14 protein-coding genes are annotated in these 14212 nt (G+C 37.4%); 8 read left to right on the plus strand and 6 right to left on the minus strand.

The window, feature by feature from the left end:
* Positions 1-23 precede the first annotated feature (23 nt).
* From P9211_RS05560 to P9211_RS05575, 4 genes are all read left to right on the plus strand, one after another.
* Positions 24-1340 (plus strand): homoserine dehydrogenase, encoded by a 1317-nt coding sequence (locus tag P9211_RS05560; protein WP_012195692.1) that lies wholly within the window; start codon positions 24-26, stop codon positions 1338-1340.
* A gap of 73 nt (positions 1341-1413) precedes the next feature.
* Positions 1414-1641, plus strand: a complete 228-nt coding sequence (locus tag P9211_RS05565; RefSeq protein WP_012195693.1) for a hypothetical protein — start codon at positions 1414-1416, stop codon at positions 1639-1641.
* Positions 1642-1680: 39 nt separating this feature from the next.
* The gene (locus P9211_RS05570; RefSeq protein WP_012195695.1) at positions 1681-3285 is read left to right on the plus strand and encodes an ABC transporter substrate-binding protein; all 1605 of its coding nucleotides are present in this window, start codon (positions 1681-1683) and stop codon (positions 3283-3285) included.
* Positions 3278-4297: an ABC transporter permease gene (locus tag P9211_RS05575; RefSeq protein WP_012195696.1), complete on the plus strand. Its 1020-nt coding sequence runs from the start codon at positions 3278-3280 to the stop codon at positions 4295-4297. The genes P9211_RS05570 and P9211_RS05575 overlap by 8 nt, the downstream gene beginning before the upstream one ends.
* Here the strand turns inward: P9211_RS05575 and P9211_RS05580 are convergent.
* Positions 4294-5940, minus strand: a complete 1647-nt coding sequence (locus P9211_RS05580; RefSeq protein WP_225866192.1) for an alpha/beta hydrolase — start codon at positions 5938-5940, stop codon at positions 4294-4296. The two genes, P9211_RS05575 and P9211_RS05580, sit on opposite strands and share 4 nt — an antisense overlap.
* On the opposite strand from P9211_RS05580, the gene P9211_RS05585 reads away from it, so the two are divergent.
* Positions 5922-7172 carry an MFS transporter gene (locus P9211_RS05585; RefSeq protein WP_012195698.1) on the plus strand — a complete coding sequence of 417 codons (1251 nt, stop codon included), beginning with the start codon at positions 5922-5924 and terminating at the stop codon, positions 7170-7172. The genes P9211_RS05580 and P9211_RS05585 overlap by 19 nt on opposite strands.
* 11 nt (positions 7173-7183) lie before the next feature.
* On the opposite strand, the gene P9211_RS05590 is transcribed toward P9211_RS05585, so the two are convergent.
* Positions 7184-7555, minus strand: coding sequence for a DUF2834 domain-containing protein (locus P9211_RS05590; RefSeq protein WP_012195699.1), 372 nt, complete (start codon positions 7553-7555; stop codon positions 7184-7186).
* A 77-nt stretch (positions 7556-7632) separates the two neighbouring features.
* Between P9211_RS05590 and P9211_RS05595 the strand changes: the two genes are divergently transcribed.
* On the plus strand, positions 7633-8475 hold the full coding sequence (locus P9211_RS05595) for a PfkB family carbohydrate kinase (RefSeq protein WP_012195700.1): 843 nt from the start codon (positions 7633-7635) through the stop codon (positions 8473-8475).
* A 1204-nt stretch (positions 8476-9679) separates the two neighbouring features.
* On the opposite strand, the gene P9211_RS05615 is transcribed toward P9211_RS05595, so the two are convergent.
* Both P9211_RS05615 and P9211_RS05620 read right to left on the minus strand, forming a co-directional pair.
* Complete coding sequence (locus P9211_RS05615) at positions 9680-9874, minus strand: hypothetical protein (RefSeq protein ID WP_012195704.1); 195 nt, start codon at positions 9872-9874, stop codon at positions 9680-9682.
* Between the two features lie 121 nt (positions 9875-9995).
* On the minus strand, positions 9996-10547 hold the full coding sequence (locus tag P9211_RS05620; protein WP_012195705.1) for a pentapeptide repeat-containing protein: 552 nt from the start codon (positions 10545-10547) through the stop codon (positions 9996-9998).
* A gap of 491 nt (positions 10548-11038) precedes the next feature.
* On the opposite strand from P9211_RS05620, the gene P9211_RS05625 reads away from it, so the two are divergent.
* Together P9211_RS05625 and P9211_RS05630 are read left to right on the plus strand one after the other, a co-directional pair.
* A complete protein-coding gene (locus tag P9211_RS05625; RefSeq protein ID WP_012195706.1) occupies positions 11039-11377 on the plus strand; it encodes a phenylpyruvate tautomerase MIF-related protein in 339 nt (112 codons plus the stop codon).
* Between the two features lie 239 nt (positions 11378-11616).
* Complete coding sequence (locus P9211_RS05630) at positions 11617-11820, plus strand: hypothetical protein (protein WP_012195707.1); 204 nt, start codon at positions 11617-11619, stop codon at positions 11818-11820.
* A 113-nt stretch (positions 11821-11933) separates the two neighbouring features.
* Here the strand turns inward: P9211_RS05630 and fldA are convergent, their stop codons facing one another.
* Entirely contained in the window at positions 11934-12455 is a 522-nt protein-coding gene (gene fldA / locus P9211_RS05635; RefSeq protein WP_012195708.1) for a flavodoxin FldA, read from the minus strand.
* Between the two features lie 195 nt (positions 12456-12650).
* A complete protein-coding gene (locus P9211_RS05640) occupies positions 12651-13736 on the minus strand; it encodes a chlorophyll a/b binding light-harvesting protein (RefSeq protein ID WP_012195709.1) in 1086 nt (361 codons plus the stop codon).
* Positions 13737-14212: the final 476 nt, after the last annotated feature.

Genomic DNA, 14212 nt, shown 5'->3' on the forward strand with positions numbered 1-14212 from the left:
AAAACAAAATCCATAGAATCCTTATGACAAAGAATATTGGTATAGGCCTCCTAGGACTTGGAACAGTAGGGACTGGAGTAGCACAGATAATCAATTCTCCGGAAGGGCGCCACCCTTTGACATCTAGAGTCGAGTTAAAGCGAATAGCTCTCAGAGATTCTAAGAAAATCAGAGCTCTGTCAATACCTAACAAATTAATCACAGAAGATGCCTGGGAAGTTGTCGAGGATCCTGATGTAGAAATTGTTGTTGAAGTTATAGGAGGTCTTGAGCCCGCAAGAAGTCTGATTCTCAAGGCAATCAAGTCCGGCAAATCTGTAGTTACTGCAAACAAAGCTGTTATCGCAAGACATGGTGAGGAAATTGCAGAAGCCGCAATTTCTTCAGGTGTTTATGTACTCATAGAAGCAGCAGTAGGTGGAGGGATCCCAATTATCGAACCGTTAAAACAATCACTAGGAGGCAACATAATTCAAAAGGTCACTGGAATTGTGAATGGAACTACGAACTACATTCTGACCAGGATGGCAAAGGAAGGTGCTGACTACGAAGCCGTATTAAAAGAAGCTCAATCTCTTGGCTATGCAGAGTCTGATCCCATGGCAGATGTAGAGGGCCTCGATGCAGCAGATAAGATCTCGATACTCAGCAATCTTGCTTTTGGTGGGCCAATTAAAAGAGCATCTGTACCAACCAAAGGGATAAGCACTCTTCAAAATAGAGATGTTGACTATGCAAATCAGTTGGGTTATGAAGTCAAGCTTTTAGCTATAGCTGAGAGACTTGCTAGCAATCTTGAAAACAACTCTTCACTCCCATTAGCAGTAAGAGTTGAGCCAACACTATTACCAACCGGCCATCCACTTGCAGAAGTTAATGGAGTAAACAACGCAATTCTTGTTGAAGGAGATCCAATCGGAGAAGTAATGTTCTATGGACCTGGAGCAGGAGCAGGACCTACCGCCTCAGCAGTAGTGGCAGACATACTTAATATTGCAGGGATAAAACTTATGGGAGGGGAAAAGACGTCTCTAGACCCTCTACTCTCAGCATCTAGCTGGAGAGAATGCCATTTAGCAAAGCCAAAAGAAATTTTACAAAAGAACTATGTCCGTCTCATTGCTAAAGATGCTCCAGGGGTAATTGGTCAAATTGGGAAAATATTTGGATCTCACAATGTCTCAATTCAATCAATAGTCCAATTCGATGCTAGTGAAGAGGATGCGGAAATCGTTGTAATTACTCACAAGGTGTTCAAAGGTTTACTGACAGATTCTCTTTCTGAGATACAGCAACTCCCAGAGATCAAACAAATTGCAGCCCATCTAAGTTGTCTTTAAACAAAGTCATATATGGCAAATTCATTCAGGAATTGTTAATTGTAGTGAGAGCGGGTTCATTCTTAGCAAGTCTATGGACTTAAAGGAAAATAGGTTCCAACAAGCTAGCGAGAGGGTTGAGGAAGTACTTCATCAGGGTGATTGTGTGCAACTCGTAAATGACAAGAACCTCTTTCAAATAATTGGAATAGATGATGAGCATGAAAAATGTTGGGTAAGACAATGGCCACTACTGCCACAAGGTTCGCCTGTTTTCGAAGTACCAATTGAACAAATTGCCTCTCCTGCAATCAAGGCATAAAAAACTTCTAGCCAACAATCCTGAGAAAGGAGTGCTTTGATGACCTTATTATTTAAATCCAAAGCCAAGGCCTACAGAAAGCTATTAACATTACTAGCTACTTCTCTAATAATCATCACTCAAACCTCTTGTAAGGCAACTAAAGAATCAGATCGAATAATCGTTGCAAGCAAAGGGAAAATTGAATCGTTAGATCCTGCCCAAGCCAATAAGTTGTTGGCAATTCAACTTATTAGTGCTTTAGGAGACCCTCTATACAGAATTAATGAATCAGGTTTACTTGAGCCAAGACTTGCAAAAGACTATCCTCAGATAAGCAAAGATGGTTTAACTATTTCAATAGCTTTGAGAGAAGATGTACTTTTTCATGACGGGACACCTTTTAATGCAGATGCTATGGCATTTAGTATTAAACGTTTTATGGAAATAGGTACTCTTAATTATGTAATAGGAGAAAAAATAACCAAAATTGAAACACCAGGTCCTTTTTTGATTCGCCTTAGACTAAATAAACCTTCAAGTTCTATAAAAGGATTACTCAGTTCTATAAACCTGACCCCAGTATCTCCCAAAGCATATTTAGAGCATCAGGATAAATTCTTAAACAAAAAATTCATTGGAACAGGTCCCTATCAATTAGATAGCTTTACTCCAGAAAGACAACGTTTAATACCATTCCCACGTTATTGGGATAAAGCCCCAAAAAACCTTGGAATTGACTATGTAAGTTACACAACTTCTACATCTCTTTTTAGCGCAATTAAAACTGGTCAGGTAGATGTTTTATTGTCCAACTCAGTTGAAGATGGGCACCGATTAGCTCTTCATAAACTTTCAAAGAAAGGAAAGCTTATAGAAGGGATTGGACCGGCTATGCAAATTGGATATATTGCCTTTCGTAGTAATTCAGCGCCACTGGATAATAAGATTTTAAGATCGGCCCTTTCATACAGCCTTGATAGAAATCTTATTTCTAGAAAAGTAGGTTATGGGTTAAGAGAGCCTTTAAGATCAATAGTTCCACCTATTCTAAAAACCAGTAAAACATCACCTTGGCCAAAATATAATCCTCAAATTGCAAGAGACTTGTTTAAGAAAGCAGGCTTATGTGATTCCAACAAAGTGACAATCCCTTTGACATTTAGATCAAACGTTCCTGCAGACAAACTATTAGCGCTTACTTGGCAAGAACAATTAGGAAGAGATTTTTCAGATTGTATAACAGTTAAACTCAATGGAGTTGAGTCTACGACTGTATATAAGCAGCTTGCAGAAGGAGCCTATGAAGCAGTCATACTTGGCTGGACTGGAGAATACCCTGATCCAGAGGCATATTTATCACCGTTACTGGACTGCACTAAAAGTCAAGGTTCCACTTGCTTAGAGGGAGAGGCTGTTTATGGTGGAACTTTTTGGGCATCAAATCAAATTAAAACCTCACTTGAACAAAGCGAAAATCTACAAGGTTCTCAAAGACTAGAAAAATTATCCGAAATTGAATTTTTAGCGGCCGATGGAGCCGCAATATTACCTGTTTGGCTTGTAAAGCCTAGAGCTTGGGCTCAACCTAATTTTTCTCGACCAAAGTTTGATGGGAACGGAAGATTATTACTAGACCGTCTTCAAAAAGCAATAAATGAATAGAGCAACAGCTCTTCTTAAATACTCAGCAACGAGGCTTGCTTTAGCTCCAATCATGCTATGGCTTATATCAAGCATGGTTTTTCTTCTTTTAAGGGTTGCTCCTGGAGATCCTGTAGATGCAGTACTCGGCAACAGAGCCGACGCTCTAGCAAGGGAAGTAATGCGAGCAAAGCTTGGATTAGATCAACCACTATTCAATCAATATTTAAATTTCTTAAATGGTCTTATACATGGAGACCTCGGGGAATCACTAAATACCCAAGAACCAGTCAGTCAAATAATTGTCAAAGCCTTGCCAGCAAGTCTTGAATTAGGGCTTACAGCAATAATTGTTGCATTAGTAATTGGCTTTGGAGTCGGCTTTACTGGCATAGCCAGACCTGAAGGTAAAACAGATTTAGCAGGCCGCTTATATGGGATTGGAACATATGCATTGCCACCCTTCTGGGCAGCAATGTTAATTCAATTATTTTTTGCTGCGAACTTGGGTTGGTTTCCAGTTGGTGGTCGATTCCCAGTTACTTATTTACCCCCCGAAGGCACAGGGTTCTTAATAATCGACAGCCTTCTAAGTGGAAACTTTTTAGCTTTAAAAGATGCACTTATGCATTTATTTCTTCCAGCAGGAACTTTAGGCTTTTTACTAAGTGGTATCTTTAGTCGATCTTTAAGAGTAAACCTCGAAAAAACTTTAAAAGCAGGTCATATTGAAGCAGCAAGATGTAGAGGAATAAAAGAAAGAAAGATTCTTTTATTTCATGCACTTCCTAATTCTTTACTTCCTGTCCTCACAATTACAGGACTAACAGTTGCTTCTTTAATTGGAGGTGCTCTACTAATAGAGATAACATTTTCTTGGCCTGGTATAGCCTTACGGTTGCAAGAGGCAATCAGTCAAAGAGACTATCCAATTGTTCAAGGAATTATTGTAGTAATATCAATGTTAGTGGTGTTTATAGGTGTTTTTGTTGATTTATTAATTGCATTAATTGATCCTAGAGTTAGTTATTAATTTCCAATAACTTTTCTAGTAGTGGAATGATCTAAAATATGAAATTTTAAATTCATATTAGTTGTATTCTCTAAAGTCGGAAGAGGTTTACCATCCTCCAATTGATCCAGATAACGTATTATTTGTGAAGCAAGCAACCCTTGTACTGACAATGGATAAGTCCCGACCAAAGCCTCACCTAATTGAAAGAGGTCCTCTCCTTTAGAATGATCAGTCTGATTTTTAACTCTTATTGGGGAAAAATGACTTGCCCCTTCAATAACTAGGACTCTACTAAATGGATTAGGTTTAGTAGAAAGCAGTAGGCCTAATTGCTCACTAAGAGCTGGAGTAATTAAATCAAAGGTTCCTCCTGTAAGAAATACAGGTACATTTAATTTTAAGGTAGAAGGATCAGGCCAAAGCAAACTACCAAAACTATTAATACCTACTATTGCCTCTAACTGAGTGATCTCAGAGAAAGTTGGGAGTGGAACATCTACCAATTGACATTGCAGAAGTCTTGAAAGGTTTGTAATAGAAAAATCATCAAGCGCATTTTTGCAACGTTCAAGCAACCCTGTTTGAGGGAGATTTCCTGATGCAAGAAATGCAGTTAGCGCTCCTAATGAATGACCCATTAAAACAACTTTTTCACCAGGAACCGTAAACAGCTCCTTCTCTCTAGCTAATAGAACCGCACGCAAATCAGAAAGCCTATAAGGAAATACTTCTGCTCCGCTTGGGGCAGGAAGGCTGCCATCAACCAATGAATTAAGAGCCTTCGAATCACTACCAGGGTGATCAAGAACTACAACTGGCCAACCCTGATGACTGAGACTTCGGGCAAGCCAACGGAAATGTAATTGATCACCACCTAATCCGGGCATAAAAACAATCCAACTTTTACGAGGCTCATCCCTTGCTAGTGGATTCCATACTTCAACATTCAAAGCTTCAGTTCGATGTGGAACATTCAATTTGACCACTTCATATATTGATTCTTTTAATTCATTAAGAGACTTACCTTCTTCTATATCGGATTCTTTTGCCTTGAAGGCATCATTTGTTTCTAAAGAAAGTCTTCTTAGGTCTGTTAGAAGCTTTTGCTGACCTTTTAACTCATCTTTCCAACTACTAACCACCTGAACCCATGCGTTTAAATCAAAATGAATGACTTCAGCTGGCAATGATTTCAATAAATCTAAAGCAGAGACCTTTTCTTGATCCTCAAGCAATGACTCCAAAGTATTAAAAACTTTTGTCCCGGAACTATCCTCATCTAATCGGACAACATCACTTACTTCATCTAACAGCTTTCGCCCAACCCAGCTCCTTAATAGCTGTCTTGCCATGCTTTTATCTTTAACAAGAGGAGCCTGTAGAGATTGAGATAATGCGAACCTACTTTCAAACCCAAGCATATTTAACCAAACAGCTAATTCTGAATTCATATCACTATCAGATTCGCCGGAATCCATTTTCGATTCAACATCTTTACTCCAATCTGACAATTCCTTTATAGAAATTGGAATAGTCACATCTTCAAAATGAAACTCAACTCTTTCAGCAGCATGCAGCTGACCAACTCTTAAATGGCAAGAAAACAAGTTGGTTAACAAACCAAGAGCAATTATTCTTCTTATTGAACGTCTTGAAGACAACGCCAAAACTCAAATCGTGGTGGAACCAGTTCCCCCCAAAATTACGCCTTCTAACTAGAGGTCGATTTTTTGCTTCTGTAGGAGCTGGTGGTGTTCTTTATTTAACTCCATTGGTTTTCAATGATCTATCTTTTTCAGCAAGTGAAATTGGCAGTGGTCTTACAGCAGCTGCAATTGCTGGAACTATTACAAGATTAATAACTGGCCTTTACCTAGATAAAGGGGTTCATTTAGCCACACCGTTAAAAATAGCTGCAATAAATGTAATTCTTGCTGATTGCATTCTCCTAAGTGCTCACTCATACAGTGCGTATGTAATAGGAGAACTTTTTTTGGGGGCCGCTGCAGGAGTGTATTGGCCATCAGTAGAGTTAGCGGTACCTGCTAGCTGCGAAAGTTTCCAATCCAGCAAAGGCTTTGCTCTCGTGCGAAGCGCTGATGCACTAGGAGTCAGTATTGGTGCATTGATTGGAGCATTTTCGGCATTAATCGACGCTATTAGATTAATTTATTGTTTGGAAATTATTTGCATGTTTGGACTTATTGCTCTGTTAGATAATATAAAGAGCTTCCATAGTTTTAAGTCAATTGGCAAATCTAAAGAAGAGTTATCAAAACTAAAGTCCACACAGGAATCAAAAGACTATATAAGATTTATCCCTAAGCTTTTTCCAATACTAGTTGTAAGTTTGTTATCCACTGGGATTCTTTCACTTTTACAAAGCGCATTGCCAATTGATTTAGTATTAGGAGGAGTTAATAGGCCAGCAATTAATAATAGCTCTATTGGAATACTAATAGCAATACAACTTAGTCTACTATTATTAATTCAGTGGCCAATAGGCAATTGGCTAACAAAAAAGGATGTACGTTTTGGCTTAGGTTTAAGCCTTTACAGTTTTTCAATAGGTTGTTTATTATTGTCTTTGTCAAGCATATTTAAAGAAGGTCTTATTTTGACAGCGATAGGGTTAATAGCTGTCTCAATAGGACTAGCATCTTTTCTTCCTACCGCAACAGAGGCAATAGTACAGATTTCACCTGAGAGATATAGGGGAATTACAATGGCAGTATATTCTCAATGTTTTGGCATTAGCGCCTTATTAGCACCACTAATTGCAGGTATTATTATTGATACAAACGGCAACGCAGTGCTTCTTTGGTCACTTACGAGTTTTTGCTGTATAGCTGTTACACCATTAATCCAAAAGATAAAGCCTATTATTACCTAGATTACCAATCATTAATTATATTCAAAGATAAATCCATCTTTTTCTAGCTCTATCATTCGAAGCTCTCTTAAAAAGAGAAACAATGGAGCCGCGAATGCAAAAGCAATAACAAACATACTAATAATTACTAGCCAAAAATGCTTGATTTTTAATCTACGTGCTTCAGAAAACATCCATATAGTCGTTGCACCCGCTCCTATAAATAAATCTCTAGAAAGAGACTGTGCCGCTGGATTTATATTTGCAAGTTTTATAAAGTTATCAAGATCGAAAGACGGACCATAATTGTTTATAAAGTCAATATTAGCTAGCATAGGTAGAACAGCGCCGAGAATGGCAAGCAATACGTAAATACAACTCAGAAAGTAACGCTTGCTAGGCATTTGATTTAAGTCCGTTAAATTAAAGACAAGAATCCCTAAGATAAAGTAGTCAAGGCATACTTAGCAAATCATTTTTTATGGATACCTACACATCCAAAGATTTGCCTTTATTTCCCAATTTAAAACTTGCAGTTGTAGGGCACGTTGAGTGGATAAGTTTCATAGGTGTTAAAGGTCTTCCCAAGCCAGGAGATATTATTCACGCAAGCAACTTTAGAGAGGAACCAGCTGGAGGAGGAGCTGTAGCAGCAATACAACTCGGAAAGCTTACTAAGCAGACTGTTCATTTCTTTACATCATTAGGCAAAGACAGAAATGGAATAGAAAGTTATAAAAAATTAGAAGATAATGGTCTTAAGTTACATGTTGCCTGGAAAGATGAGCCGACCAGGAAAGGGATTAGTTTCGTTGACGAAAAAGGGGAAAGGACAATAACTGTTATCGGTAAAAGACTACAACCTACTTCGAATGACTCTTTGCCATGGCAAATATTAGATGGTTTTGATGGTATTTTCATAACAGCTACAGACGCCAAGGGTATTCAACTTTGCAGAAATGCAAAAAACATTGTTGCCACTCCTAGAGTGGGAGTTCAGACATTAAAAGAAGCCAATATTGAGCTAGATGCGTTAGTTGGGAGTGCACTAGATTTAGCTGAACAAATTCCAATAATGGACCTGTATCCTCAACCTAAAAAACAAGTGGCTACAGAAGGTGCTCAAGGTGGTTACGTAATCCCTGGAGGCAGGTATAAAGCAGTCAAACTAAATCACAAAATAATTGACTCATATGGCTGCGGGGATAGTTTTGCAGCAGGACTAACTGCCGGGTTAGCAGCTGGCTGGGAAATTAACAAAGCCTTAAACCTAGCAGCAAAATGTGGTGCTATATGTACAACTTTCTTTGGACCATATATATAATCAAAATCAATAGGAAGCACTTCTAGCATTTCTAAAGTGGGTACTTCTACTCAAAATTCAAAGCAAATGATCTTTAAGAAGGGTTCTCAGGACGAGTTATATAAAAGTAAAAGCCTTGTTTCTCTAGCAATATTCTCAATATTAATCTTTTTCATCCTTTTCTTAGAATCAATAATCATCTTAATATCAATTTTCTGGAAAGGTATTCTAAAGAAAGAAGTCCTTTCAAAAAGAAGCAACATTGGGTTTGATATTGAAATAATTCAAAGGTCCTAAGCGTTGAATTTTTATTCACAAAGCTAACAAAGCATGCGACTTACTCTAGGGCTGATAATAATTTTAGTAGTTATTTATATATCAATCAAGCATTGGAAGGTGTTATTAAATATTAAAAGCATAAGAATCTTCCAGAATGTTATTAAATCTAGGCTAGAAAAGAGATTCCTTATAGAGAAATTGCATAACAATTATTATAATGAATTATTATTAAGCCCTGAGTTAAATATAAAGATAAACTCTTCAGGAAACTATGATGAGCAAATAGAAAAGACAAATTTACATAGAGCCAGGCTGGCAAAGTTTGGCCAATCAAAAATGAATGGAGTTACATTTTTCAAAGGCCCTAAGGGAGGCATTTATATCTATACCAAAAATGGGAAGAAAAGATATTTATAATTAGCTTGATAGAATTATTAGAATCCAATTGATTGTTTAAATAAAAGGATGGTTTATTATTTAATATAATGCCAGTCTTTGATTTTGAATCTATTCTATAAAGTTATCGAAATTATGAATAAAGATACCTAGGAGGATCTTCACACTTAAGTCTCTATAGAAAAAATTATTATTCCTTCCTATGTTTTATATTCCTGAAAGTTTATATTATTAGGGTATATTTTATCTTTTTCATCTAATACTTCAAAGGTATATAGCAGAAAAGGAGCGCATAGACTAAAAACTACAAATAAGGCAGCGATTTGGGATGGCCTGATAAATTTATACTTCTCTAAGTCTTCTCCACATATACTGCAAATAAGATCTTTCTTCCTAGGTTTAGTTATAGTTTGATAATCAGATGAGCAGAAAGGGCAATAATAGCGAGGCATATAATAAGAAAAAGATAAGAGCTTATAAATAAATCGCTTATAGATAAATTTGAGAATAAAATTGATTAATTTAAAATAGTGCCTGAAAGTTGTCTTAATTAGCCTTTCACTTCAGACAGAAGTTGTTCTTCGCACCTGATTAGATCAATGCAGTTGGGATGATCCTTGATGTATTTGTTGAATTCCATTGCAAGCATTCTTGCTTCAAAAGAGTCGGCTGCATAAAAGCAGTTTTCTAACTTTCCATTATCGAAAGAGCGATAACGAACTGTATAAGGCCTGAGATGATTCATTGACTCCTTTAAGGAGGTCAACTTAACTATCTCTCTTAACTCAGTTAAATTTCCACAAATGTCTTCCAAAGGAGATAAAGGGAAGGTTCGTAAAAACACCTTTAAGAAAGGTTCCTTGTTCCTATGAACCTGGCATAGCTGGCTTATAGCCTCCTAAATTGTCTGAGCACTCAAGGCTATCCCTTGTTGCGATACCCGTTTTTGGATTAACTCCTTCTGCAATTTCGCATAAGTTACGTTGATCATCCCTATCTAAAACCGAATCACTAAAGTCTGCGCCAGCTATAAGAGCCCCAGCGAAACTACTACCTGATGCAATCATATTTACTAGAACGGCATTTCTTAAGTCGGTTTTTTGAAAATTGACTCGGTCAGAAAGAGTATCTGTTAAATCAATCCCATTAAGGTTTGATCCCTTTAAGTCAGCTAAAGTTACGACAGTCCCATGAAGATCTACATCGCTTAGATTCGCATCTCTTGCAGTAGCCCCAGCAATAGAAGACTTCGATAAATCTTGGCCATGAAGGTCAATGCCAGTAATTTGTGAACGTACATAATTAGGCACTTCATCTCCTTCTTGCAAAACAGCATGAGCTGAGCTGTAAGGAGTAATCAAAAGAAATCCTCCCAGAAGAAAAGCAACCAGGCGTAAAAGGAGTCGATATTTAATCATGGAGTTTCCCAACCAAATAATTCTTTTCAATTATCTCCCTTTAAGGAATAGATAATTGCTTATTAGATATATGCATTTACCTTAATTAAAAGCTTAGCAAGAGGAAAGGATCATTAATTGTCTTCTAGAGTGGCATACCCGAGATGTATTGATGAACGGAGGAATTTATCCAATAAAGGCCAAGGCATAACATGAGCAACAAGTTGAAGACAACTAACGTGCCTTCCATAAAAAATACTTCAGATTGACTTGATTGAAATTGTTCTGACTTTTGATTGAGCAACGTACTGAACTTGTCCTTCATCTAGAGATAATTGCCTTTCTCAGCAAATATAACTAGAAAATCCCAACGGCGTGATGCTTGAGCTATCTCAAATTTATACTTAATTTTTTTTTAATTTTAGAAACAAAAAAAACCTTATAAATAAAAAAACTCCTGATTTAAGAAAATATTTTCTAAGCTAATCAAATAAAATCGCTATTTACGTACAATGCCTCTAATTAATATTCGAACATCCGCAACTGAAATAACAGATACAAATGGATTCCTTAAAAAGGTTTCTTCAAAAATTGCAGAACTTACTTCAAAGCCTGAAATTTATGTTATGGCGACTTTGGAGTTTGATGCTCCCATGCTGTTTGGAGGTAGCTCAGAAGATTGCTGCTACATAGAAGTAAAATCAATAGGAGGAATAAATCCTTCTAGGATGTCAAATGATTTGTGCATGCTTATCAATGAGTCATTAGGCGTTCAAAAAGAAAGAATATATATAAATTTTGAGGATATACAGGCAAAGAACTGGGGTTATAACGCGACTACATTCGGTTAGACGAAATGATTCTATGCAAGTCAGATTCAAACGCAGTGCAAATGGAATCACAGGTAGGTATAAGCAAAAAAGCAGTTGACATTGTTTTTTGTTTTCACCCAAAAGATTCGTTCTTAAGAAAGTTAGAGCCTAAACAAATTACTCAATTATAAGAGCAGATATGATTTATTACGTACAGGAAATTACCCTTTTGAAAGGGCCTCATAAAGTATTAACCTTTAAAAATTAGAAATTTTTAAATGTCAACCAGTAAAAGAGAGGAAGTCAGCTCCCATTTGCGCTATATACGCCAAGAGCTAAGGGATTTAGACCAGATGCTTAATCAAGATGGTCTTCTTCCAGAATTAACTGAACTAAAAGAGGTTTATAACTCTCTCAATGCTTTACATGAACTAATTACAGGAAAAGTCAAAAAGAAGCCAAAGCCGGAATTTGATGACTAATGAGGGCTTATATATATCTCAAGTAATCTAAAGTTCCTTGCGTATGCATAGATATTTCTTAGCTTTTATACCTTAGGGAAGGTGGCTATCCCCAGAACCATAAGGAAATACGACTAAATTCCTGACATCTCTTGCTTAAGCTGCTCAGACCATTGAGATATTCGCGCGTCTGTCATATCTGACTCACTATCTTCATCAAGAGGGAGGCCACAAAACACATCTCCAATAGCACTCTTTGACTCATCAAATGTATATTCCTTTGTACTTACATAACCAACCATTGTTGCTCCAGCCTTTTTAAAAAAGCGGTGAAGCTCTTCCATTGCATCGCAATAGTTCTCAGTATAAGTAGATGAATCACCCAAACCAAAAATTGCCACTTTCTTACCAGAAAGATTTAGGCTGCCTATCTCTTCAAGGAGAGCGTCCCATGCTGTGCCAGATCTTTCTGAATCAGCTCCAGTATTCCAAGTAGGAATTCCACAGATAATTCCTTCATGATTGGTAAATTCGTTTAAATCATCAACATCAGACATATCTCTAGGAGATTCTGCTCCATCAAGCAAGCCATGAAGCCTTTCAGCTATATCCTCTGTCTTACCAGTAGTTGTTGCGAAGTAAATGCCTACAGTCATGTGAATCAACTAATAACATATTTGTCATAAATCATTAGTTGATTCTTGGAAGAACAGATATCACTTTCCAGTGTCTTCCGTGATACAAACGTTGGTCACAATGTTTTACTCCACTCAATAGAAGAATTAAAAAAGAGCCTCGTTAGAAAACGAGACTCTTTAGTGCAATCTAAAAGATCCTATTTTAAAGGTCTATCAAGATTTAATAGTAAAGGTGGCTGTCTTTTCATTTCCTATAGCACTAGTGACACTCTTGAAGTCAAAGCCTAAGGCTCTAAGGGCATGCCAGAAATGACCTTGAAGGAAGAAGAAGCCTAGATAATAATGCACATTAGCCAAGGCAGCTCTAGTGGAATGCCCCCAAAAAGCAGTCGCATCAGATAAATCTCCAGTATCTATCCAATATGGTGAAACTGAAAATTTAAATTCAAGTGGCTCACCATACCAAGCTTCTGGATAAACAGTGGTATTAGAAGCACACCAGAAAGCTGCAACAATAGCCATCCAACCAATGCCAGCTAGTGACCAAGAAAGTACTGCTTCAGCTGAAAGAAGTTCTGCTCCTTTAAACTTACTCCATTCACCTAGTCTTTTATCTTCCCAAGGGGTTGAGCCTGCAACTATATGAAAAGCACCCCCAGTAATCTCAACAAAAGCTAAGAAAGCATGGCCACCCATAACATCTTCAAGACTATCAATAGCAAGAAAGTCAAACTGCCTTTCCCAAATCATTGACAAGTCAAGATTGTAATTAACCTGGCGAATTGCTCCTACTGCAGGATCATAAATTCCGTGAATTCTCGCCCATTCAACAAACCAAATACATGCAACACCAAAAAATATAAGGTGGTGGCCAAGTATGAAGGTCTGATTATCAGGGTTATTCCACTCAAGCTTAAATTTCTTAGCTTGTAAGACTTCACTATCTTCTACATTCTCCTCAAATAGGATTGCATGAAGAAGTCCTCCTCCTCCATAAACCATTGAGAAGATAAGGTGAAAAATTGCAATGGTTGCAACACCAACCCCTGTCCAAACTCCAGCTTCATCAAAGCCAAGCCCAATAGAAGCAAGATGTGCCAGAAATAGAGAGCTTTGATGACCCATAGGTATTTCTGGGTTATATCTGGCTAGCTCCCAAAGAGTGCTGCCACCAGCCGCAAAGCAGATCAAGCCCGTATGGCCTATATGAGAGGCAATAAATCGGCCAGAGCGGTTGGTAACCACAGAATTACCAGCCCACCATCCATAGGTAACTTCTGGATTTCCATAGGTCTGCATAATTTTTAAGCAATACAGGCGAATATGGAATGAAGATTACACTGTGGTCAATAAATATGCGCAGAATAGTTAAAGGTCTTTATTTAGTTGTTGAGATTTTTTTTTGATCGATCAAAAAAAAACTGGATTCTGAAGGGTTTTTCGCAAAAAGCATCCATCAGAAATTGATTAGGAGTAGGAGGAAAATCCTTGCAGTGCAAAGCTTTATAAATTTCTTCGAATAAAAAAAAGCTCATTAGCAAAAATCATCCGCAGGCTTAAAAAAAGAATTTCAGAAAAAGGAGAAATTATAAAAAATATGATCTGGCACTCTCTTCGAGCCAAGTTTGGTTAAGAAGTGATTTATAAAACTGAGCTTTAGAGGGTTTAAAGCTATTAAGCTTAAGCATTTTGCCAAATCTGGGATTCCATATTGGACTTCAAATGAGAAATGATCTAGTTAGTTGGATAAGAGTTTTTAGGGTATGGGGGGGGGC

Origin of the sequence: Prochlorococcus marinus str. MIT 9211, from assembly GCF_000018585.1 — a bacterium.
GTDB classification, from domain to species: domain Bacteria; phylum Cyanobacteriota; class Cyanobacteriia; order PCC-6307; family Cyanobiaceae; genus Prochlorococcus_D; species Prochlorococcus_D marinus_B.